The sequence below is a fragment of the Mobilicoccus caccae genome, from assembly GCF_030161635.1.
In the GTDB taxonomy this organism is placed as follows: Bacteria; Actinomycetota; Actinomycetes; order Actinomycetales; family Dermatophilaceae; genus Mobilicoccus; species Mobilicoccus caccae.
In genome coordinates this window covers 3,772,388-3,793,541 of sequence record NZ_BSUO01000001.1, presented here as the reverse complement: position 1 = coordinate 3,793,541, position 21,154 = coordinate 3,772,388, and the positions used below count along the sequence as shown (strand labels likewise).

The 21,154-nt window shown below is 69.9% G+C and carries 22 protein-coding genes; 15 read left to right on the top strand and 7 right to left on the bottom strand.

The features are described from left to right. Positions 1–38 precede the first annotated feature (38 nt). The gene (locus QQK49_RS18585; RefSeq protein WP_284305277.1) at positions 39–710 is read left to right on the top strand and encodes a GntR family transcriptional regulator; all 672 of its coding nucleotides are present in this window, start codon (positions 39–41) and stop codon (positions 708–710) included. 48 nt (positions 711–758) lie between these two features. Here the strand turns inward: QQK49_RS18585 and QQK49_RS18580 are convergent, their stop codons facing one another. Further along, entirely contained in the window at positions 759–1,130 is a 372-nt protein-coding gene (locus QQK49_RS18580) for a VOC family protein (protein ID WP_284305276.1), read from the bottom strand. Between the two features lie 103 nt (positions 1,131–1,233). Between QQK49_RS18580 and QQK49_RS18575 the strand changes: the two genes are divergently transcribed. Then, positions 1,234–1,431 (top strand): hypothetical protein, encoded by a 198-nt coding sequence (locus QQK49_RS18575; protein WP_284305275.1) that lies wholly within the window; start codon positions 1,234–1,236, stop codon positions 1,429–1,431. A 31-nt stretch (positions 1,432–1,462) separates the two neighbouring features. Here QQK49_RS18575 and QQK49_RS18570 read toward each other — a convergent pair whose 3' ends face one another. The 3 genes from QQK49_RS18570 to QQK49_RS18560 form a co-directional block, all read right to left on the bottom strand. Next, the gene (locus tag QQK49_RS18570; protein ID WP_284305274.1) at positions 1,463–2,020 is read right to left on the bottom strand and encodes a DinB family protein; all 558 of its coding nucleotides are present in this window, start codon (positions 2,018–2,020) and stop codon (positions 1,463–1,465) included. Positions 2,021–2,102: 82 nt separating this feature from the next. Further along, complete coding sequence (recQ, locus tag QQK49_RS18565) at positions 2,103–3,995, bottom strand: DNA helicase RecQ (RefSeq protein WP_431310550.1); 1,893 nt, start codon at positions 3,993–3,995, stop codon at positions 2,103–2,105. Between the two features lie 91 nt (positions 3,996–4,086). After that, positions 4,087–5,541 carry a molybdopterin-dependent oxidoreductase gene (locus tag QQK49_RS18560; protein ID WP_431310597.1) on the bottom strand — a complete coding sequence of 485 codons (1,455 nt, stop codon included), beginning with the start codon at positions 5,539–5,541 and terminating at the stop codon, positions 4,087–4,089. A 406-nt stretch (positions 5,542–5,947) separates the two neighbouring features. Here QQK49_RS18560 and QQK49_RS18555 point away from each other — a divergent pair, with 406 nt between their 5' ends. Continuing rightward, positions 5,948–7,693: an RNA-binding domain-containing protein gene (locus QQK49_RS18555; RefSeq protein WP_284305271.1), complete on the top strand. Its 1,746-nt coding sequence runs from the start codon at positions 5,948–5,950 to the stop codon at positions 7,691–7,693. Positions 7,694–8,097: 404 nt separating this feature from the next. On the opposite strand, the gene QQK49_RS18550 is transcribed toward QQK49_RS18555, so the two are convergent. Beyond that, entirely contained in the window at positions 8,098–8,874 is a 777-nt protein-coding gene (locus tag QQK49_RS18550; protein WP_284305269.1) for an NAD(P)H-dependent oxidoreductase, read from the bottom strand. A gap of 74 nt (positions 8,875–8,948) precedes the next feature. Here QQK49_RS18550 and QQK49_RS18545 point away from each other — a divergent pair, with 74 nt between their 5' ends. Next, positions 8,949–9,314 carry a winged helix-turn-helix transcriptional regulator gene (locus QQK49_RS18545; protein ID WP_284305268.1) on the top strand — a complete coding sequence of 122 codons (366 nt, stop codon included), beginning with the start codon at positions 8,949–8,951 and terminating at the stop codon, positions 9,312–9,314. A 272-nt stretch (positions 9,315–9,586) separates the two neighbouring features. On the opposite strand, the gene QQK49_RS18540 is transcribed toward QQK49_RS18545, so the two are convergent. Beyond that, positions 9,587–10,198 carry a GNAT family N-acetyltransferase gene (locus QQK49_RS18540; protein WP_284305267.1) on the bottom strand — a complete coding sequence of 204 codons (612 nt, stop codon included), beginning with the start codon at positions 10,196–10,198 and terminating at the stop codon, positions 9,587–9,589. Then, positions 10,195–11,208: a zinc-binding dehydrogenase gene (locus QQK49_RS18535; RefSeq protein ID WP_284305266.1), complete on the bottom strand. Its 1,014-nt coding sequence runs from the start codon at positions 11,206–11,208 to the stop codon at positions 10,195–10,197. Before QQK49_RS18535 ends, QQK49_RS18540 begins: the two co-directional genes overlap by 4 nt. Positions 11,209–11,590: 382 nt before the next feature. On the opposite strand from QQK49_RS18535, the gene QQK49_RS18530 reads away from it, so the two are divergent. The 11 genes from QQK49_RS18530 to QQK49_RS18480 all read left to right on the top strand — a co-directional run bounded on the left by QQK49_RS18530 (position 11,591) and on the right by QQK49_RS18480 (position 21,106). After that, positions 11,591–13,243, top strand: coding sequence for an HNH endonuclease signature motif containing protein (locus QQK49_RS18530; RefSeq protein ID WP_284305265.1), 1,653 nt, complete (start codon positions 11,591–11,593; stop codon positions 13,241–13,243). Between the two features lie 193 nt (positions 13,244–13,436). Beyond that, positions 13,437–13,799, top strand: a complete 363-nt coding sequence (locus tag QQK49_RS18525; RefSeq protein WP_284305264.1) for a hypothetical protein — start codon at positions 13,437–13,439, stop codon at positions 13,797–13,799. A 79-nt stretch (positions 13,800–13,878) separates the two neighbouring features. Further along, a complete protein-coding gene (locus QQK49_RS18520; protein WP_284305263.1) occupies positions 13,879–15,108 on the top strand; it encodes a sensor histidine kinase in 1,230 nt (409 codons plus the stop codon). Further along, positions 15,105–15,878, top strand: coding sequence for a response regulator transcription factor (locus QQK49_RS18515; protein ID WP_284305262.1), 774 nt, complete (start codon positions 15,105–15,107; stop codon positions 15,876–15,878). The genes QQK49_RS18520 and QQK49_RS18515 overlap by 4 nt, the downstream gene beginning before the upstream one ends. A 233-nt stretch (positions 15,879–16,111) precedes the next feature. Further along, positions 16,112–16,387: an ATP-binding cassette domain-containing protein gene (locus tag QQK49_RS18510; RefSeq protein WP_284305261.1), complete on the top strand. Its 276-nt coding sequence runs from the start codon at positions 16,112–16,114 to the stop codon at positions 16,385–16,387. A 23-nt stretch (positions 16,388–16,410) separates the two neighbouring features. After that, the gene (locus tag QQK49_RS18505) at positions 16,411–17,010 is read left to right on the top strand and encodes an ATP-binding cassette domain-containing protein (RefSeq protein ID WP_284305260.1); all 600 of its coding nucleotides are present in this window, start codon (positions 16,411–16,413) and stop codon (positions 17,008–17,010) included. Further along, entirely contained in the window at positions 17,007–17,741 is a 735-nt protein-coding gene (locus QQK49_RS18500; protein ID WP_284305259.1) for an ABC transporter permease, read from the top strand. The genes QQK49_RS18505 and QQK49_RS18500 overlap by 4 nt, the downstream gene beginning before the upstream one ends. Position 17,742: 1 nt before the next feature. After that, on the top strand, positions 17,743–18,498 hold the full coding sequence (locus tag QQK49_RS18495) for an ABC transporter permease (RefSeq protein ID WP_284305258.1): 756 nt from the start codon (positions 17,743–17,745) through the stop codon (positions 18,496–18,498). A 149-nt stretch (positions 18,499–18,647) separates the two neighbouring features. Next, positions 18,648–18,932, top strand: coding sequence for a hypothetical protein (locus QQK49_RS18490; RefSeq protein ID WP_284305257.1), 285 nt, complete (start codon positions 18,648–18,650; stop codon positions 18,930–18,932). Positions 18,933–19,173: 241 nt separating this feature from the next. Further along, a complete protein-coding gene (locus tag QQK49_RS18485; RefSeq protein ID WP_431310596.1) occupies positions 19,174–20,520 on the top strand; it encodes a sensor histidine kinase in 1,347 nt (448 codons plus the stop codon). Next, entirely contained in the window at positions 20,426–21,106 is a 681-nt protein-coding gene (locus QQK49_RS18480; RefSeq protein ID WP_284305255.1) for a response regulator, read from the top strand. The genes QQK49_RS18485 and QQK49_RS18480 overlap by 95 nt, the downstream gene beginning before the upstream one ends. Positions 21,107–21,154 lie beyond the last annotated feature (48 nt).

Here is a 21,154-nt window from a genome sequence, read left to right as displayed (position 1 = left end):
CCCTCCGCAGTTGCTTTCTGAGGACGGCGCGGGATGTGATGTCCCCTGTGACCTCCGACCCGGCCGACCTCCACGCACCTGCGTCTCTGGCCGAGTCGCTGCGTGACACGATCCGCCGGCAGATCGTCACGACCGTGTTGCATCCGGGAGATCTCCTGCTCGAGAAGTCCCTCGCCGCCGAGTTCGGCGTCTCCAAGACCCCGGTGCGTGAGGCGCTGCAGATGCTCGTCGTCGAAGGGTGGATCACGCTCATCCCCCGTCGCGGGTACGCGGTGAGCAGCATGGGCTTCAACGACATCCGCGAGGTCATGCACCTTCGGCAGATCCTCGAACCGGCCGCCGCGTCGGCTGCGGCGGCCGCGACCTCTCCGGATCTGCGTGCCGACCTCGAGGGTCTGTTGGAGGAGCAGATCTCGGCGCCGACCGCCCCGCAGGCCGTCGACGCCGCTCACCGGTTCCATCGCCGGATCGCCGTGGCTGCGCGGAACAAGCGCGCGCTGCGCATCCTCGAATCCCTGTGGGCCGAGACGGCCCGGGCCCACCGACTGCTGCCGCCACTGGCCACCTACATCGGCGCCGACAGCGAACGGTCCGCGCATCGTGACGTCCTCGACGCCATCGGCGCGGGTGACCCCGAGCGGGCGGGGGCCGTGATGGCCGCCCACCTGGCCGAGGCCGAGGCGGAGATGGTCCGCGCGTTCTATCGGTGAGTGGGGTGGGCGCCCGTGGCCGGCTCGTGTGCCTCCGCGGCGGGTGACTCAGCCCTGGGAGACCTCGGTGATTCCTTCGTAGAGGCCGATGTGGTTGCCGTCGGGGTCGGTGAAGACCGCGAACCAGCTCGTGTCGGTGATCGGCGACTTCTCCATGGCGACGGTGCCGCCGTTCTCGGTGGCCAGCGCGAGGGTGTCGTCGATGGAGTCGACCTCGACGTAGGAGCGGGGTTGGGTGAATCCGCCCTCCCTGGGCGCCAACCCGCCACCGCTGACCTTGTTGGGCGCCTGCCACATGGGGTAGTCCTCGAAGCCGGGCGGCGCCGAGATCTGCCATCCGAACAGGCGGGAGTAGAAGGCCTGAGCCCGATCCAGGTCTTCGACGGGGATGTCGATGTGGGTGATGTCGCCGTGCGCCATGGGGCCCTCCTCGGGCGGGTCGATGCGTGAACGCTACCGAGTCGCCCGTGTCGGGGGAAGGTCTCGATGAGACCATCCGCGTGCCGGGGCTGACACAGAGCAGGTGGCCGCCATCGTGTCGGAGGCGGATGCCGGATACGATTCGTCCGACCTGCCATCGGAGCCGAATCCACACTTCCAGCGGTTGCAGATCGTCCCGGTCGACTTCTTGGATGCGATCGATGAGCGCGCGAAGAAGGACGGCCAATCACCCGAAGCGGTGGTGCACGACGTGCTGGCCACCTACTTGCAGATTGCCTGACCTGTGCGGCGCTCTTCGGTGTGTGGATCGCTCACCCCATCGTGCGTTGCCCGTCGACGGCCTCGCGGATGATGTCGGCGTGGCCGGAGTGCTGGCTGATCTCGGCGATGACGTGCAGCGCCACGCGACGTGCCGACCAGCTCGCGCCGGCGTCGAACCACGGAGCCTCGGGCAGGGGGTGTGTGACGTCGAGGTCCACCTCGCGCAGGATCGCCTCGGTCTTCGCCGCCACCTCCGCGACGCGAGCGCGCAACACCTCCAGGGTCTCCTCGTCGGTCAGCACGAACCGCGTGTCCTCCCAGTCGCTGTCGGACCAGTCCCCGTCGTTCGTCGCCGCCTCGGCATCGACGGCCTCCCAGTCGACGTCGGCGTCGTAGACGGTCGAGTCGCCGAACGCCTCGGCGCCGCGCACGGCGAAGTCCATCCACTGCTCCTCGGTGTCGGCCACGTGCTTGAGCAGGCTCGCGATGCTCAGGGCACTCACGGTGCTCGAGGTCCGCGCCTGCTCGTCGGTCAGGCCCTCGGCGGTCTGCAGCAGGAATCCCCGGTGTCGTGCCAGGGTCTCGATCAGGTCGTCGCGCTCGCTCATGACATCTCCTCAGGTCGTGTCTCGATGACAGGACCGACGCTAGACAGCGCTGCGGTCAACTTCTGTCCGCAATGAAAACGGCTCAGGATTCCTCGTCGAGCGCCGCGAGCAGGCCTGCCCCGTAGCGGTCGAGTTTTGTGGCCCCGATGCCGCTGATCCCGCCGAGGGCCTCGAGGGAGGTCGGGGCCTGCGCGGCGACGGCGCGCAGCGTCGCGTCATGGAAGACGACGTAGGCGGGCACCCCGGCCTCCTTGGCCGTCGCGGCCCGCCACGCGCGCAGTCGTTCGAACCGCTCGGCGGACTCCGGGTCGAGGTCGGCGACCGCGGCGTCGGTCTTCTTCTTCGTGCTGCCGGAGGTGCGGGACCGCGACGTGGCCGGCTCGCGGCGGAGCATGAGCTCACGCTCCCCGCGCAGCACCTCCCCGCTCGCGGGGGTCAGGCCGAGCACGCCGTACTCCCCCTCGACGGCCAGCAGACCGGCGGCGAGCAGCTGCCGCACGACGCCGCGCCACTCGACCTCGCTCAGCTCGGTGCCGATACCGAACGTCGTGAGGTCGTCGTGTCCGAACTGGGTGACGCGCTGGGTCGTCCGGCCGAGCAGGATGTCGATGAGATGGCCTGCGCCGTAACGCTGCCCGCGACGGTCGAGGCGGACGACGGTCGAGAGCAGCTTCTGTGCCGGGATGGTGCCGTCCCAGGCCTGCGGCGGCTGCAGGCACGTGTCGCAGTTGCCGCAGGGCGCGGTGCCCTCCTGGCCGAAGTAGGCGAGCAGTTGCGAACGGCGGCACGTCACGGTCTCGCAGAGCGCGAGGATCGCATCGAGGTGCTGCTGCTGGCGACGGCGGTGGGCGGCGTCGCCCTCCCCGCCCTCGATCATGCGCCGCAGTTGGACCACGTCGGCGAGGCCGTAGGTGAGCCACGCGGTCGAGGGCAGCCCGTCGCGGCCGGCGCGGCCGGTCTCCTGGTAGTAGCCCTCGACCGATTTGGGCAGGTCGAGGTGGGCGACGAAGCGCACATCGGGTTTGTCGATTCCCATGCCGAACGCGATCGTCGCGACCATGACCAACCCCTCTTCCCGAAGGAACCGCGCCTGGTTGCGCGCACGCGTCTCGCGGTCGAGGCCTGCGTGATAGGGCAGGGCCGGGATGCCCTGGTCGACGAGGTGGTCGGCGGTCTTCTCCACACTCGCCCTGCTCAGGCAGTAGACGATGCCGGAATCGCCCGTGTGCTCGGTGCGCAGGAACTGCAGGAGCTGGGCGCGCGGATTGTTCTTCGCGACGATGCGGTAGGTGATGTTGGGGCGGTCGAAGTCGGCGACGAAGTGCTCGGCGTCGACGAGGTGCAGGCGTTCGGCGATCTCGTGGTGCGTGGCCCGGGTCGCGGTCGCGGTGAGGGCGATGCGCGGGACCTGCGGCCAGCGCTGCGCGAGCATGGAGAGTTGCAGGTAGTCGGGCCGGAAGTCGTGTCCCCACTGCGAGACGCAGTGGGCCTCGTCGATGGCGAACAACGCGATGCGACCGGCCTCGAGGAGCTGCAGGGTCTGCTCGCTGCGCAACCGCTCGGGAGCGAGGTACAGCAGGTCGAGTTCGCCCGCGAGGTAGGCGCGTTCGGTCTTACGGCGCTGGTCCGGAAGCTGGGTGGAGTTGAGGAACCCCGCCCGCACCCCTAGCGCCTCGAGCGCGGTGACCTGATCGGCCATGAGCGCGATGAGCGGGGAGACGACGATTCCCGTGCCCTCCCGCACGAGCGAAGGCACCTGGTAACAGAGCGATTTGCCGCCCCCGGTCGGCATGAGCACGAGGGCGTCGCCGCCCCGGATCACGGTGTCGATGATCCGCGCCTGGTCACCGCGGAAGTGCTCGTACCCCCACACCTCCCGCAGCACCGCGAGAGCCCTCGGATCGACGGCGGTGTCGTCGTCGGTGGGCACACCGACCTCGGTCGCGGCGGGAGGGGGAAGCGCGGCAGGCTGCACCCGGCCAGCCTAGGCCGCTACCCCGACACGGTGGACGGCCCGCTGCCGGCCCTGTGCGTCGTGCCGGACACCGACGCCCACCGAGCCTCGACTACGCGACGGTGACGCTGATGGTGTGGTGGCCGCTCGCCCCGTCGGGGGCGGGTGGGGCGAAGGTGGCGGTCTCGGGCTCTCCCGTGGCGTCGATGGCGCGGACGGTGAGGGTGTGCGTGCCGGGCGTCGCCGGCCACTCGTAGACCCATTGGCGCCACACGTCGACGGAGGCGTCGACACCGAGCCGCGCGTCCTGCCACGGCCCCGAATCCACCTGCACCTGAACGCCGGTCACCCCACGATGCTGTGCCCAGGCGACACCGGCCACGGCGACGGTTCCCGCGCTCACCGAGGCGCTGTCGCGCGGCACGTCGATCCGCGACTGCGTCTTGACCGGCCCGAGTGCCGACCAGCCGCGCGGGGTCCAATACCCCTGATCCGCGTCGAAGGTCGTCACCTTGAGCTCGGTCACCCACTTCGTCGCGCTCACGTAGCCGTACAAGCCCGGCACGACCAGGCGCACCGGAAACCCGTGCTCGGGCAGCAGTGGTTGCCCGTTCTGAGCCACGACGAGCAGGGAGTTGCGCTCGTCGGTCAGCGCCGCCAGCGGGGTGCCGGCGGTGAAGCCGTCGATGCTGGTCGAGAGCACCATGTCGGCGCCGGGACGAACTCCCGCCTCGCGCAACAGCTCCCGCACGGGCCACCCCGTCCAGATCGCGTTGCCGTTGAGGGAGCCGCCGACCTCGTTGGAGACGCACATGAGCGTGACCATGGCCTCCTGCATGGGCTTGGCCAGCAGGGTGTTCCAGTCGAGGGTGACCTCCCGCTCGACCATGCCGGTGACCCGCAGCGACCAGTTCGCCGGGTCGACCTGAGGCACGACGAGGGCCGTGTCGATGCGGTAGAACTCGGCGTTGGGCACGATGAACGGGGTGACGCCGGAGATGCCGAGGTCGGCGCCGGCGGGTACGGCGACCGGTGAGGCGACCTTGGGCACGACGAACGTCTCCCGCGCCACGGCCGCCACGCGCGCACCACCGGCGACGACCCGACCCACCGCGACGGCCGCGGCACCGAGCACGACGGCCCCGATGCCGGATCCGATGAGCACCCGCCGCGACACGTGCGCGTCCGTCATCGATTCGGCGTCGCGGACTCCGGCGTCGCGGGTTCGGGTGGCGATGAGCCGCAATCCGATGAGGCCACCGAGCACGATCGGGACGAGGTCGATGAGCGACGCGTGGGGTCGCGACCACACCGCGGTCACGGCGACCACGACGAGCAGGGCGAACACGATCACCCCGGCCCGCACGACACGGGAGGCGATCACCCCCACCGCGATGCTGAGGAGGACGAGGACGAGCGTCATCGAGACGTACAGCGCGGTCTTGTCGTGGACGCCGAACACGCCGATGGCCCAGTCCTTGAGCCACGGCGGGGTGAGGTCGATGAACGCGCCGCCGACGGCGTCGATGGGTGAGGGGGTTCCGCCCGCCACGCCGATCCGTCGCATCAACCCCGCGACGAGCTCGGCCACCCCGATGGTCACCGCCCCGGCGGTGACTCCGACGATCGCTCCCCGGGCGGCCGGAGAGATCCGGCCTCCCGGCCGGTCAAGGGTCACGCCGTCAGGCTTCACGTCACCGACGCTACGCCCGCATTCTGGGCGTCACCCGGGTAGCGAAGGACCGTGTGAAGGCTAGCGACCTCGGCCTCGGCCGATTCGCGCTCATCGCGATGGCCCAGGACGGGCCCGTCGCACTGCTCGTCGCAGTCGGCGCCGTGGAGTCGGGCCGCGACCACCATGTTCCTCACCGAGGAGGCCGACGCGCACGGAATGTATGCCCGGACTCCGTCGTAGTCATAGGTCATAATTTGTTGGTCCCAAAAATTATGATCTGGTCGGAGGCGTGTCGGGGATGACACTTTTCGGTGGTGACGCCGTGCAGCGTGCCGTCGACTCGGCACTCGTGGCGGTGCGCGATGGCAGCTCGGTGCCCGAGCGACGGCACTTCGACTTCAAGGAGGAGGCGGGGCGACGCGGGCAGGGCGGAGTCATACGTCCCGGTCTTCCTGAGAATGAGCCGGCGGCGAAGAGCCTCGCCGGCGAGGTCGCCTGCATGGCGAACACTCCCGGCGGGGGCGCGCTCATCGTCGGGGTCGCCGACGACGGGACGCCGATCGGCACCGACCTCGACGTCGACTGGCTGCAGAAACGCCTGTACCAGCTCCTGCACCACAAGCTGGCCACGATCATCACCGAGGAGTCGGCCCGCGGGCGCCGCCTTCTCGTCATCCGATGCCCACCTGCCGTCGAGCCCCTCACGTACGGGGGGCGTACGACATGGAGGGTCGGTGACCAATGCCATGACATCGACCTCGCCTCGTGGCACGCCCGCCGCAGCGCGAGGTCCGGTTTCGACTGGTCGAACGAGCCTAGCGGGATCGGTGTCGACCAGGCCCGAGTCGAGGCGGTCTCCCTCGCGCGGTCCTTCCTCCGGGACGCGCAGGACGACCGAGCTGCGGACCTCGCGGAGGCGGACACACCGGACCTCCTGCGACGACTGGCCGTCGTGACGGGCGAGGGCGATCTGACGAATGCGGGGGCTCTGCTGTTCCACGGGCGAGAGACCCCGGCCCTGGACTACATCCGCCGATCGGGGGCAGGAGCGGACAGCGAAGCGAGGGTCAACGTCCCCGAGCGTTCCCTGCTCGAAGAGCTGTCCGAGGTCTTCGCCACGGCGCGGGCGTACAACCCCGAGGCCCACGTCGATCAGGGCCTGGTCATCGGCCGTCCCCGGCTCCTGCCCGAGCGCGCCCTGCGCGAGGCCATCGTCAACGGCGTGACCCACCGCGACTGGACGGACCCGGGTCCCACGTTCGTCGAACACGTAGGAGCCACGCTGAGGGTGACGAGCCCAGGGGGCTTCTTCGGCGGGGTCCGACCGGACAACATCATCAATCACCCACCCATCTCGAGGAACACCTCCCTGAGCGCTGCACTCGCCCTCCTCCGGGTCGCCGAGCGCCAGGGAATCGGGGTCGACCGGATGTTCGGCGACATGATCCGCGTCGGGCATCCTCTACCGGACATCACCGAGGTCGACGGCCGGTCGGTGCTGGCCGTTCTGGCCGGCGAGAATCCAGACACCGCGTGGATGCTCTGGCTGCGGGACATGTCCCCCGACGTGCGCGGCGACCTGCGCGTCCTCATGAGCCTGGATCGTCTGGCGCGTCGCTGGTGGGTCGATGCGCTTGATCTCGCGCCGTACCTCCAGGTGACGGCCACGGAGGCCGACCAGGTCATGCATCACCTGCGGGGGCTCGGCATCGGGCAACAACCGGTCACGTTCGACGTGCCCGGCGTCCCGCCGGAGCGCGGCGTAGTTCTCGGGCTGACCACGCCTGCCTGGGACCGGCTCGCCAGGCTCAGCGCTGACACGGGACGCGGCCTTCGTCGCGGCCCCACCCGGGAGCAGGTGGCGCTGGCCTACGCCCACCACATGGGTCGGATCAGCACGACTGAACTCGGCGGCATCCTCGGCGCCCACTCTACCAACGTCGGGTCAGTGCTGCGCCGACTCGAGGCGGAGGGACGGCTCGGTCCATCTCGCGAGAACCGCCGGGGCGCAGGGTTTTTCTACCGTTACGTACCGGAAGGGTGATCCGCCCGCGCATGATGGTCAGGCCCGATGGCGGCACAATGGTGGCATCGCGCGAAGGGGCGGCGACAGCGTGGCCTGGACCGCGACGCCTGGCCGGCTATAGACGTGCATCGCCCTCCGTACCCATCAGACCGCCTGGAGACGCCACACCCAGGTGTCCGTGAAGGCGGGGCGACGATGACCATCGACATCGCCGTTCAGACGTCCGCCGCCGACATTCATCCCGACGTGCACGAGGCCTGGCGGTCACTGCGGCCGACAGCGAGGACGAGCACACGCAGCCTCATCTTCGAACTCGCTTGTATCGACAGGGCGCTCGCTGAGCCGCCCCACGTGCTCGTCGTCGGGCTTGCGCGGCCGCCGGTGAGGTCGGCGCGGGTCGCTGCACCGCGACCTCGTGTGACTCAGCCGTCGTGTAGATGCACCGACAGGCCGGCCTCACCTGGGCGGACGTGGTCGGCGAGTTCCCACTCGTCGGTGTAATCGCCCTGGAACTGCGGGCGATACGCGAGGGGCCGCTCGGTGAAGAGGCCGTCGAGACGATGGGTCAGCTCGGCCGCTGCCTGCGAGACACCGGCGTCGTCGAGGAAGTCCGCGCTGGGGACGGCAAACGGCGGCAACGCACTCATGCCGGTGTAGGCGAAGGTGCCGTGGAGCAGCCCGAACATCAGCTCCGGAAAGTGTCCGCTCTTGCCACGAGGGCCGATCGAGGCGGGGCGGTCGCCCATCGTCGCGACGACGAGGGCCCGCTTTCCGATGAACGGGCCATGCTCGAACCGCAGGCGGCGCCCGGTGTCCGGGTCGGTGCCGAAGGCGAATCCGGCGACGAAGACCCGGTCGAACCAGCCCTTGAGCATGGCCGGCATCCCATACCACCAGAGCGGGAACTGCACGACGATCCCGTCCGCCCGGCGGATCTTCTTCTGCTCGGCCGCGACGTCGGCGGGCAGCCGCCCCGTGGCGAACGCGGCGCGCACGTGCTCGGTCGGCCGGAACGGCTCGCCCTCCGGGGCCAGACCCTGTCGGTCTAGGATCGGCCGCCACCCCATGCGGTACAGATCGGACTCCAGCACGGTAGCCCCGGTGGTCCGCAGGTGGCTCATGCCGTGACGGGCCAGGCGGCCGTTGAGGGAGTCGGGCTCGGGGTGGGCGTGCACCCACAGGACGGTCGTGTCGTTCATGCAGTCACCTTCCGAATTACCGTCGTTCGGCACAAGTACGGAAATTAGATGCACCTACTGACAGAATTGGCCGCATGGAAGCCGATCCCGTCCGTTCACCCATTCGCGTGGCGCTCGAGGTGTGCCCCGTCGAGGTGGGCATCGCGGTCCTCGGCGGCACGTGGAAGCTGACGGTCGTCAAGCATCTGCTGGAGGGCGGCACGATGCGGTCCGGCGACCTCTCGCGCACGGTGCCGCAGGCGAGTCAACGCACCCTGACCAGGCAACTGCGGGAGCTTGAGCAGGACGGCGTCGTGCATCGACGGGTCTACCCCGAGGTGCCGCCGCGGGTCGAGTACTCCCTGACCGAGCTGGGCGCCGGTCTTGCCGATGTCGTCGCGGCGATGAACGCCTGGGGCCGCGTGTACGAGGCACATCTCGATGGACAGAACACAGCCTGACGATCCGAACTGCGCGGTGAACGGCGCCAGACAGATGTCGCCGGGTCCACGCACCGTGGGCGGTTGATCATGCGCACCGACCCGCTAGGCGGTCGCCGTCCGGCACGCGTCGGGGGCCATGACCCAGATGCGCTCGATGCCCGGCGTGCTGCGGTCCTCGGACGATGCCGCCCTCGGGCCGCAACCCGGACTCGACGCTCATCACGTCTGCGGGCCCGGTCGCCAGCACGACCCCGATGTCGAGTGCGCACAGTATGGCGGCACGCTTCACCTCACAGCTCGACGCGCACGACGGCCCTGCGCTTCGAGGGCCGCGCGACCTCCGCGAATCCGGCGGCGAGGTAGATCCCGAGGGGGCCGGGATGCTCCTCGCCCCATGTCGCGGACACGGTGATCGGATACGCCTCCAGTGCCCGGGCCCCGCGCTCGCGAGCGTGGTCGACGGTCGCTGCCACGAGAGCTGTCGCGATGCCGCGGCCGCGCCATCCCGCCCTGGTCAGCACGCAGGTCACGGCCCAGATCCCGGGGTCGCTGCGGTCCTCCTGACGCCCACGCCACGCGGTCTGGTTCGCGTCGCGGACCAGGCCCTTGTACTCGGCTCGGGGTGCGACCGCGCACCATCCCACCGCCTCGTCGCCGAGGTAGGCGAGGAGTCCACTCGTCGACGGCGCCCCCGCCTCGCCGCACCCGGTCTGCTCCCGCAACCGCTCGGCACGCTCCTCCACCGGGGTGTTCGCGAAGGACTCACCTCGCGCGAGGCGGTACCGCTGGCACCGACACTCGGCCGCGCCTCCCCGGTCGCCGAAGACCGTGTCGAGGTCGGAACAGTCGGCCTGATCGGCAGGCACGATGCGCGGCTGGACCCGCTCCCGGCGGTCGATCACGGCAGCAGCAGCGACTTGACGGCGCGGCGTTCGTCCATGGCGGCGTACGCCTCGGCCGCCTCTTCCAGCGGGAGGGTGAGGTCGAAGACCTTGCCCGGGTCGATCGTCCCCGCGAGGGTGAGGTCGAGCAGGTGCGGGAGGTAGGCACGCACCGGGGCGACACCGCCGCGCAGTCCGACGTTGCGCCAGAACATGTGCTCCTGCGGCAGGTCGGTCACGTGCGGCACGCCGACCCAACCGACCATCCCGCCGGGGCGGGCGACCCGCAGCGCCTGCACCACGGAGTCCTGGGTCCCGACGCACTCCAGCACCGACTCCGCGCCGCCGCCGGTGAGCTCCATGACCCGCTCGACGCCCTCGTCGCCGCGCTCGGCGACGATGTCGGTCGCGCCGAAGTGCGTGGCCAGGGCCTGCCGATCGGAGTGCCGGCTCATCGCGATGATCCGGCCCGCGCCGAGCTGCGCGGCGGCGATCACCCCGCACAGACCGACTGCGCCGTCCCCGACGACGACGACCGTGCCGCCCTCGCGGACGTCGGCGCACACGGCGGCGTGCCACCCGGTGGCCATGACGTCGGAGAGGGCCAACAGATCGGCGACCTGCTCCTTTCCGGGCTCCTCGGGAGTGGCGAGCAACGTGCCGTCGGCGTTGGGGATGCGGATCGCCTCGGCCTGGCAGCCGTCGTACCCGCCGCCGTTCAGGCAGTGCGCGTGCATCCCGACGGCGCACATCGAGCAGGTGTCGTCGCTGTGCCGGAATCCGCCCACGACGAACTGACCCGGCCGCACCGTGGACACGGCATCCCCGACGGCGTCGACGATCCCGAAGTACTCGTGCCCGATCTTCACCGGCTCCGGCACCTCGGCGATGCCGCGGTAGCGCCACAGGTCCGAGCCGCACACGCAGGCCGCCACGGTGCGGACGATCGCGTCGGTGGGTTCGAGGATCGTCGGGTCGGGACGGTCCTCGACGCGGATGTCCCGAGGTCCGTGGATGACGGTGGCGCGCATGCGTTCACTCCTGGTGGGTGGGGCGGTGACGTCGAGGACGCCGGGACGTCGAGATCGGGTGTGCTCGGTGGTCAGTCAACTCCTCCGGGCCGCCGTGCGGAAGGACCGACTCGGCGCGGGGCACGACGTCCCTCACACCGACGAGGGCACCCCGGGGGATGTGGCGGTGGAGATCATCAGACGGTGTCCGTTCCTGTAGAGCCAGCTTGACCTGGTGTCGCTGTGGACGACGTATGAGCATGAACAGCGCTGTGGATAACTCGTACACATATTCGATTATTTCTAGGTTGAACATAACTTTCACCAGAAGTGAGCGGTAGGATGGGGGAAGGAATCAGACGGGTGATCGGGGGTGAGGGTTGTGTCGACAGCGACCGAATATGTGGGACCTGCAACCCTCCTCGCGCGCCCGGACGGTGAGCGTGTCGAGGCGGCGGTGTTCGCGGGCATGTCCGGGGATGAGTTGCTGTCCGAGTTGGAACGGATCGAACGTGAGCGGGCGGCGCTGGTGGCGCGGTCGGTGGTCCTCATGGAGGTCATGGCGCGCGGTCGGCAGCGGGAGGCCCTCGCGGCGCTGACGCCGGACGTCCCGGCGGGGCGGCGCACCCTGGAGGTCGCCGAGGCCGATGCGTGTGTGGTCGATGAGGTGGCACTGGCGACGGGGTTGCGGGTTCATGAATGCCGCGCCCGACTGGACCTGGCCTGCGGTGAGACCGCCCGGACGGGACCGATCCGGGCGGCGCTGGCTCGGGGTGAATTGTCCTGGGAACGGGCACGGCGGGTGATGGAGTCCGCGACTCAGGTCCCGGCCGAGCACATCGAAGACCTGGTGACGCGGGTCGTGGCGCCCTATCCGGCGCGGTCGCTCGACGGAGTGGGCGGACTCTTGGTGCCGCACGAGGTGTTCAGCGCCCGGCTGCGGCGCCTCGTGGCCAGGCACGTGGACGCCTCCGAGCGTCACGCCCAGCGGATGCGGCAGCGGTGCACCCGCATCGACGTGCTACCCGAGGGCGAGGCCACCCTGTCGGTATCGGGACATGTGCTGCGCGTGGCCAGCGCCCATGAACGCGTCGATCGGATCGCGCGCCGGCTGCGGGGCGAGGGGGATCCGCGCACGTTGGCCCAGCTGCGCTCCGACATCACCCTGGACCTGCTGCAGTGGGGCGAACTGCCCACCGACTCAACCATCCTGGACGTCGCCGGCCTGTCCGCGTATTCGACGTTCTCCGGAGGGTTGCCCGCGGCGCGGGTCGATGTGGTGATCTCGGTGGCCTCCCTCATGGGTGCCAGTACCGATCCGGGAATGGTGGCGATCGCGGGCCGACAGGAGTGGATCTGCGCGGAGATCGTGCGCGATGTGGCGTTCGCCGCGGGGTCGACCTGGCGGCGGTTGGTCACCGACCCGATGAGCGGGCACCTGGTCGACCTGGCCAGCACCGGATACGCGGTCACCGGAGACCTGCGCGAACGGATCGTGGCCCGGGACCGGGTCTCCCGAGTGCCAGGCAGCACCCGTCCGGCCGGGGCCTGCGACATGGACCACGACATCGACTACGCCGACGGCGGCCCCACCAGCGAGTCGAACGTGTCGGCCAAGCATCGTGGCGGGCACAACCACAAGACCCGCCGCACCTGGCACTCCCATCGAGAACCCGCACCCGACGGGACGATCATCTGGACCACCCCCACCGGACGCCGCTATCGCACCACACCCTGGGACTATCGCGACCCCGACCCACCCTCACCCGATCAGATCCTGGAGGCCCTCAGCACTGCCGGCCACCCCGCCGCCGACCCCGCGCCCGGAGCGGTCACTGCGTCCGGATCGAGGGCCGCCGAGCCGGAGCGCGTGGTGCATCGCATCACCCGCTGCCCCGACTGCCGACGCACCACCACGATCGACACCGTCCTGGTCGGAGACCTCGGCGACGACCCCATCCACATCCACCGACCACGACGACCACAGCTACGTCGAACCACCGAACGACGACGCGACCCCTGGACCGACACCGACCCAGGACCCCCACCCTTCTGATGAGGCCGTGCCCTGCAGGAGCGTCGCGCGGACCCGGGCGCAAGGGCGTGCAGCGTCATCACCGTGAAGGCAGCCGTGAACGCAGCCGTGAAGGCAGGATCGGTGTCGTCATGACGACACCAAGGCTGCAGTCATCTCTGCATCGATCCGCGCCGGTCTATCGGGACGTGGCGTCCGGGTCTACGGTGATGCCATGGCAACCGCGCCCGTGACGGTCCGCGCCGATGATTCACCCTTCACCCTCAGTTTAGTCCTGGCACACCTGGCCACCGGGTCGATGGTCGTGGCGATCGGTGTCGGTGTCCTCTACGACATCGTCGAGAAGGCCGAGCGGTACACCGCGATGGAGGGTTCGACCATCTTCTGGCTGCTGAGCTGGCTCATCGCCTCCTGGGCTGCGGTGTTCTGGGTGTGGGCGGTCTGCGCGCTCGTCCCGCGCCTCACCAACGCCCCGGTCCTCCGTCGCGTGATCCCGGCGCTGCTGCCCGCGCCGCCCTTGTTCGCCTTGCAACTCTTCTGGTGGCCGATGTTCAGCACCATGACCGTCTCGGGCTGAGCCACCCCCACCGAGGTGAGCATCGAGCGTGCTCTCCCGTCCATGACCGCGTCGACCCTCCTCGTCTAGGCTCGAACGCATGGGTATCGGTGGCCGTGACGACCCTCGTCTGCCCACCGCCGCTCCCGAGAAGGGGGCCGAACGCGGCGCGCTGGACGAGCCGGTGCGACCTCCACCGACGCGGTCGGGAGTCCTCGTCGACGTGATCGTCGCGGCGGCGGTCTTCCTCTACAACCTCCCGATCCAGGGCATCCCCGCAGGCGGGGCGTCGCTGCTCGCGCTGCTCGTGCCGGTGGGGTTGTGTCTGCCGTACGTGTGGCGTCGGCGTCATCCGGTCGCCGTGTTCGTCGTCATCCTCCTCACGGCCTACGTCCAACTCGGTCTGGGCATCGAGTTGCTCGTCGCCGACCTCATGCTGGTGCTGGCGCTCGTCGGCCTCGCGGCCCGTGACGTCCCGGCCCGGTCCGTTCCCGCGGCCGGGCTGACCATCGCATGGGTCGTGCTCGCCTCCGCCCTGCATCAGGCGCATCAGTCGTTGACGCTCGGCGACGTCGCGGTGCTCGTCCTGCTGCCGATCACCGCGTGGGTCTCCGGCCAGCTCACCCGCACCCGCCGCCAACACATCCAGGGCCTCGAGGAGCGCAACCGTCAGCTCGAACGCGAACGGGAGATCCAGGTCAGGATGGCCGCGGCCGAGGAACGCGCCCGCATCGCCCGGGAGATCCACGACGTCGTCTCCCACAACCTCAGCGCCGTCACGCTGCTGGCCGACGGGGCCGCGTCCACGGTCCGCACCGACCCCGAGCAGGCCCGCACGGCGATGATCACCGTCCGCGACACCGGCCGCGAGGCCATGACCCAGATGCGCTCGATGCTCAGCGTCCTGCGCTCGGACGACGACGCCGATCTCGGACCGCAACCCGGGCTCGCCGACCTCGACGCCCTTGTCGACGAAGCGAGGGCGGCGGGATCCCCCGTACGCGTGAACGTCGCCGGCGACGCGGGAGACCTCCCCGCCGGCACCCAGCTCACGATCTACCGCATCGTGCAGGAGTCGCTGACCAACGTCCGCAAGCACGCCGGTGACGTCGACGACGTCGAGGTCGCGATCACCTACGGCGAGAACGAGATCGAGGCCCGTGTCAGCGACGACGGTCGCGGCGACCCCGTCCCTACCGCCGACGGCCCCGGCCATGGGCTGCTCGGCATGCGCGAGCGCGTCACCGCCCTCGAGGGCACGTTGCACACCGGCCCCACCGGCGACGGTTACCAAGTCCGCGCCGTCCTGCCCCGACGGAGGAACCCATGAACGATCCGAAAGAACCCAGGTCCGTTTCCATCTCCGATCACGGCGACGCCACGGCGTCCGACCCCGCACAGAACACCGGGTCGAGCCCCATCCGTCTCGTCCTCGTCGACGATCAGGAGCTCGTCCGCGCAGGTCTGCGCATGGTCCTCGGTGCCCGCCCGGAGGTCGACGTCGTCGGCGAGGCCACCGACGGCGCCGACGTCGTGGACCTCGTCGCACGCACCTCCCCCGACGTCGTGCTCATGGATGTCCGCATGCCGGGAACGGACGGCATCGCGGCGACCCGCGCGATCCGCGACGCCTACGGATCGCGCGCCGACGGCGGACCCGGTGTCCTCATCCTCACGACCTTCGACCTGGACGAGTACGTGTACGACGCCCTGCGCGCCGGGGCCGGCGGGTTCCTCGTCAAGGACTCACCCGTCGAGGATCTGCTCACCGGCATCGGTCACGTGCACCGCGCCGACGCGATCGTCGGACCCCGCGCCACCGAACTCATCGAACACTTCACCTCCGGCGCGTCTGCCGAGCCGGGCGGGGAACCGGTCAGACTCGAGGAGCTCACCCCGCGCGAGCACGAGGTCCTCGAGCTCATCGCGACCGGCCGTACCAACGCCGAGATCGCCCGGCATCTGGTGCTCTCGGAGGTCACGGTCAAGACGCACGTCGGGCGCATCCTCACCAAGCTCGACCTGCGCGACCGCACCCAGGCGGTGATCCTGGCCTATGAGCGCGGAGTCGTCCGGGTCGGCCACGGCGACGGCCACTGACCGGAGGCGCGCGAACACACGGCCGTCGGTTCAGGGGTCAGAGGATGGTGAGATCGCCTCGTCGCATCGCGGAATCGCGGATGCCGCCGTGGCGCGTCGACACGTGATTGCTGGTGAAAGCCGCTGACCTGCGACGATGTCGAGCACGCCGGCAGGGTGATACCTGGGTATGACGCCGGAAATACTCCGCAGGCGTGACGACCCGACCCGCCCCGGCGCGGGAGGGTCGAGTCATGGACATCGTCAGCACCCACCACCTCGGCAAGACGTACGGAAACCGCACCGTCGTCGACGACGTCGACCTGGCCGTTCCCGCCGGTTGCGTCTACGGCTTCCTCGGACCCAACGGGTCGGGCAAGTCGACGACGATGAAGATGATCCTGTCGCTCGTGACGCCCACGACCGGTGAGGTCGAGGTGCTCGGGCGACCGATGAGCAGGCGCAGCCGCCGCGAGCTCCTCGGGCACATCGGTTCGCTCATCGAGGCGCCCCCGGCTACGGGCACCTGACCGGCGGGGAGAACATGCGGATCGTGCAGCGGTCCCTGGGTCTGTCCTCCGAACAGATCGACCGAGCCGTGCGCACCGTGCGGCTGCAGGACCAGCTGGACAAGAAGGTCCGCAACTACTCGCTCGGCATGAAGCAGCGCCTTGGCATCGCGATGGCCCTCGCCCGTGAGCCGAAGCTGCTCATCCTCGACGAGCCGACGAACGGACTCGACCCGGCCGGCATCGAGGAGATCCGCGGGCTCATGCGGCAGCTCGCCGACGCCGGCACCACGGTCATGGTCTCCAGCCACCTGCTGGGCGAGATCGACAAGACCGCCGACATGCTCGGCATCCTGTCGGGCGGCCGGCTGCTGTTCCAGGGCACCCGGACCGATCTCTTCGCCGCCTCCACCCCCGACGTCCTCATCGAGACCCCCGAGCCACAACGGGCCGAACACACGCTCAACGGCCGCGTCACCGGGATCGAGGGGACCACCATCCGGCTGGGCGGCATCGACGAGCCCGACACCGCTCGGGCTGTCGCCGACCTCGTCGCTGCCGGGGCCCCCGTGTACGGCGTCCGTCGCGACGAGCAGTCGCTCGAGGACGTCTTCATGGACATCACCAGCGGAGGTCGACTGTGAACGCCTCACTCGTCCGCAACGAATTCGCCAAACTCGCCCACCTGCACGTCGGCACCGTCGGCGCCATGCTCGTCCTGGCCGTCCTCGGGATGACCCTGCTGGGCATCGTCTCCGCGGGAGCCGACCAGGTGACCTGGCCGCTCGTCCTCGCCTCGCTTTCCCGAGGCATGGCGCTCGCCTCGCCGCTGCTCATCGCGATCGTCGCCTCCCGCAGCATCGAGATCGAGCATCAGGGCAACGGCTGGCTGCTCAACCAGAGCGCCGGCACCGACCGGGGGCGATTGTGCCGGGCCAAGCTGCTGACCACGGGCGTCGTCATCACCGGGGTGACCGTCGTCGCCATCCTGGCCGTCGCGGCCGTCGCGACGCTGCTCGGAGCCACGTCCGCCGCGCCGGTCGGGCTGCTGGCCGGGTACGCGCTCGCGGCCACTGTGGCGAACCTCGTCGTCCTTGCCCTGCACGTGGTGTTGTCGGCGCGACTGGAGAACCAGCTGATCCCCCTCGGCATCGGGATCGTCGGCACCGTCGTCGCCCTCATGGCCGAGGGACTGCCTTCCTGGGCCGCCCACGCCACCCCGTGGGGGTACTACGCCCTCATCGCCGCCGGCCGCTACCAGGGCGGCGAGGTCGTCACCCTCACCCCGTCCTACGTGAGCGTGCTCGTCCTCGGTGCCATCGCCATCGCGGTGTTCGCCCTGATCACGCGCCGGATCGACCGTCAGGAGGCCTGACATGACCAGCTTCTCCGCCGAACTGCTCAAGCTGAAGCGATCCCAGAGCTGGGCCGTCGTGCTCGTGCTGCCGCTGGTGATCGTCGCCGCCGCCACCTTCCGCACCCTGTCCTCCGGAGAACCGCTGGAGAACGGGTGGGACACGCTCTGGTTGCGGACCGTCGGATTCCACGGGCTGTTCCCGATGATCCTGGGCGTCGCGGTGCTCGCGTCCCTGACCTGGCGGGCCGAACACCGCCACGGGAACTGGAACGCGCTGATGACCGGTCCGACGTCCTCGCTGCGGATCGTCCTGGCCAAGACCCTCGTCGTGGGGACCCTGGCCGCGGCCATGCAGGCGGTGCTGCTGGCGATCGTCGTCCTCGTCGGCAAGGTCGCCTACGGCCTGCCCGGGATGCTGCCGGCGCAGTATGTCGGCGTCAGCCTGCTCGTCGCGGTCGGATGCCTGCCGCTCGCGGCGCTGCAGTCCGGACTCTCTATGTTCATGCGGTCCTTCGCCGCTCCCGTCGCCGTCGGACTCGTCGGCGCAGGGATCGGCGTGGTGCTGCTCACCGCAGGCGTCTCCGCGGCCGTGTTCGTCCTGCCGCACGCGCTGGCCACCCGATCGGCCCAGCTCACGACCGGCAGCTTCGGTGACGCAGGAGGCCCGCTGACCGCCGGATCGATCTCGATGGTCGTCCTCGCGACCACCCTGCTCACTGCCGTCGTCGTGGGCCTGACCACCGTGACCCTCGATCGCCGCGACGTCCGCGCCTGACCCCGGCCGTTCGTCGCGCACGACAACCGACCACCAGACCAAGGAGCAACCATGTCGAACATCACCCGCACTCCCCTCCCACGACCGCCCCGGCTCCCGTTCGTGACGGCTCCCGTGGCCTCGCCCTCGGCTCCATCGCCCTGGCCGCGGTGGCGCTGGTCATCGCCCCGGTTCTCATCCTTGTGCCCGTCGTCGGGTTCGTCCCACCGGCCGTCGCGGCCGTCGGCCTGTGGCTCGGATGCCGCGCGCTGCGACGCTCCCACGGGGATCGATCCCTGTCCGTGGTCGGCGTCGCCGCCTCGGCGACGGTGCTCGCGCTCACCGGGTTCGTCGCGTTGATGTGGGCGCTGTCCGTGGTCAACCCGGCCGTCGGGCAGTACACCGAACTGCACCAGGCCCTCCGCGACGCGATGGGTCGCCTCCTCGGGTCGTGACCTCGACGAGGCCGCCCTCGACGGACGTCGGGCGAGCCACGGCTGTCGATGGTGAACCTCGGAGGAACAGCACACGGCCATGACGCGAATGCCGTGTGAGTCGACGACGCGGTCCGTCGGCGATCACGGCGGACCACACTGCCCACGAGGGCCGGGACACCATCGACGTCGGTGGTGGACCGGTCCTTGTGGTCATGGTCGCCATAGCCAGTCTGGTTAAGCTGCCTGGGTGTTCGGGGAAATGAAGCGGTATCGGGGACCTGCCTGGGCAGACATGGCGGGACGTGCCGCCTTGGTCGTCTTCATCCTCTTCTACACGCTGACCGTCACAGGAGCTTTGCCCTGGCAGGGCGAGCCGCAGCCGTTCGTCGTCGCTCTCGCAGTCGCCCTGTGCTTTCCGTGGATGATCGCCGGGTCGATGCCGGTTCTCGCCACGGGCCTCACACTCGTCGCCGTCGCAGCCCAGATCGCACTGGGCATCGCCTTCGTCCCCGGCAACGTGCTCCTTCTTCTCGTGATCTACAGCCTCGCGGCCAAGACCGGTCGCGAGGTGTCCTTGACCGGTGTCGGAGTGTCCATCCTCCTCGTCCTGACCGCCGCCACGGTCCACGCCGACGCGATCTCGGCGGTCGTCCCCGCCGTCGCTGCCACACTCATCATCCTCGGAGCCTGGTCGGCGGGCACCAACGCACGTCTGCGGTCCGCCTACGAGCGCAGCCTCGACGAGAGGGCCGAGCAGCTCATGAGGGAACAGGACCACCTCGCGCAGATCGCCGCCGCCGACGAACGCACACGGATCGCCCGGGATCTGCACGATGTCATCTCGCACAGCCTCGCCAACATCCTCATGCTCAGCGAGGGGACGATGCGCGCGTCCGCCCACCTGCACGAGAACGACCGGCAGGTCCTGAACCACATCAGCGAGTCCTGCCGATCGTCCCTGGGCGAGTTGCGTCGCCTGCTGCAGGTGCTGCGCGACGAGCCTCCCGAGATGACCACGCCGTCGCGGGGAGTGGACGGCATCGCCGCGCCGCTCACCGGCCTGTCTGCCGCGGGGATCGAGGTGGAGTTCGTCGTGCACGGCGACCGCCGCGAGGTCTCCGGAGAGGTGCAGCAGACGTTGTTGCGAGTCGTGCAGGAGGCCACGACGAACGTCATGAAGCACGGCACCTCGGTCACGCGGGTGGTCGTCACGCTGACCTTCCGCGACACCGGGCTCGACATCGAGATCACCGACGACGGGGAGCTGGGCGGCGCCGGCGACGACCAGGGGGACACCGCCTCCGGGGGCTTCGGTCTGCGAGGCATGCGAGAACGGGTCGAACTCCTCGACGGGTCGTTCGACGCCGGTCCTCGACCGGAGGGGGTTTCACCGTCCGAGCACACCTGCCCCACCCCCGTCGGGAGCGGCCGGTGTCGGGGCCGGAGGGTGCGAATGCCATCGTGGGGGCGGCCCACGTGTTGCACGAGGACGACGAACCCCGGAGGTCCCGATGATCCGCACCCTCGTCGTCGACGACGACCAATTGTTCCGGGCCGGACTGCGCATGATCGTCGACTCCTCCACGGTGGCCAGGGTCGTCGGTGAGGCCGGCGACGGTGCCGGTGCGGTGAGCTTCGTGCGTTCCCACCTGGGCCAGGTCGACGTGGTCCTCATGGACATCAACATGCCGACCCTCAACGGGGTCGAGGCGGCGCAACGCATCGCCGCGCTTCCCGAGGCGCCGAAGGTGCTGATCCTCACCACGCTGGCCTTCGACGAGTACGTCTACGAGGCCATCGCCAACGGGGCCAGCGGTTTTCTCCTCAAGGACACCCCGCCCGACTCGCTCCTGGCGGCCATCGTCTCCACCCACGGCGGGACGGCGGTGGTCTCACCCAAGATGACGCGGAGCCTCGTCTCGTCGATGACGCGCAAGTACGCCGGTTCGAATGCGTCAGCGGGGGCGCGCAAGCGGCTGGACTCCCTGACCGAGCGGGAGCTGGAGGTACTGGGGCTCATCGGCCGGGGGATGAACAACACGGAGATCGGCCGACACCTGTTCATCGCCGAGGTCACGGTCAAGACCCACGTGGGCCGGGTCCTGCGCAAGCTCGAGCTGCGCGACCGGATCCAGGGCGTCGTGTTCGCCTACGAGAACGGCCTCATGACCGACGACGGCGAGGACGCGTAGACGCCTGCGCTGCAGCGGTCTTCGCGCCCAGGCGAGACCCGCCGGTGC

Bases quoted from the DNA above. Each gene is read 5' to 3' on its own strand.
- QQK49_RS18585 (WP_284305277.1), top strand. From the start codon at position 39: ATGTCCCCTGTGACCTCCGACCCGGCCGACCTCCACGCACCTGCGTCT.
- QQK49_RS18580 (WP_284305276.1), bottom strand. From the start codon at position 1,130: ATGGCGCACGGCGACATCACCCACATCGACATCCCCGTCGAAGACCTG.
- QQK49_RS18570 (WP_284305274.1), bottom strand. From the start codon at position 2,020: ATGAGCGAGCGCGACGACCTGATCGAGACCCTGGCACGACACCGGGGA.
- QQK49_RS18560 (WP_431310597.1), bottom strand. From the start codon at position 5,541: ATGCGACGGATCGGCGTGGCGGGCGGAACCCCCTCACCCATCGACGCC.
- QQK49_RS18555 (WP_284305271.1), top strand. From the start codon at position 5,948: ATGACACTTTTCGGTGGTGACGCCGTGCAGCGTGCCGTCGACTCGGCA.
- QQK49_RS18550 (WP_284305269.1), bottom strand. From the start codon at position 8,874: ATGAACGACACGACCGTCCTGTGGGTGCACGCCCACCCCGAGCCCGAC.
- QQK49_RS18545 (WP_284305268.1), top strand. From the start codon at position 8,949: ATGGAAGCCGATCCCGTCCGTTCACCCATTCGCGTGGCGCTCGAGGTG.
- QQK49_RS18535 (WP_284305266.1), bottom strand. From the start codon at position 11,208: ATGCGCGCCACCGTCATCCACGGACCTCGGGACATCCGCGTCGAGGAC.
- QQK49_RS18525 (WP_284305264.1), top strand. From the start codon at position 13,437: ATGGCAACCGCGCCCGTGACGGTCCGCGCCGATGATTCACCCTTCACC.
- QQK49_RS18520 (WP_284305263.1), top strand. From the start codon at position 13,879: ATGGGTATCGGTGGCCGTGACGACCCTCGTCTGCCCACCGCCGCTCCC.
- QQK49_RS18515 (WP_284305262.1), top strand. From the start codon at position 15,105: ATGAACGATCCGAAAGAACCCAGGTCCGTTTCCATCTCCGATCACGGC.
- QQK49_RS18510 (WP_284305261.1), top strand. From the start codon at position 16,112: ATGGACATCGTCAGCACCCACCACCTCGGCAAGACGTACGGAAACCGC.
- QQK49_RS18495 (WP_284305258.1), top strand. From the start codon at position 17,743: ATGACCAGCTTCTCCGCCGAACTGCTCAAGCTGAAGCGATCCCAGAGC.
- QQK49_RS18485 (WP_431310596.1), top strand. From the start codon at position 19,174: ATGAAGCGGTATCGGGGACCTGCCTGGGCAGACATGGCGGGACGTGCC.
- QQK49_RS18480 (WP_284305255.1), top strand. From the start codon at position 20,426: ATGATCCGCACCCTCGTCGTCGACGACGACCAATTGTTCCGGGCCGGA.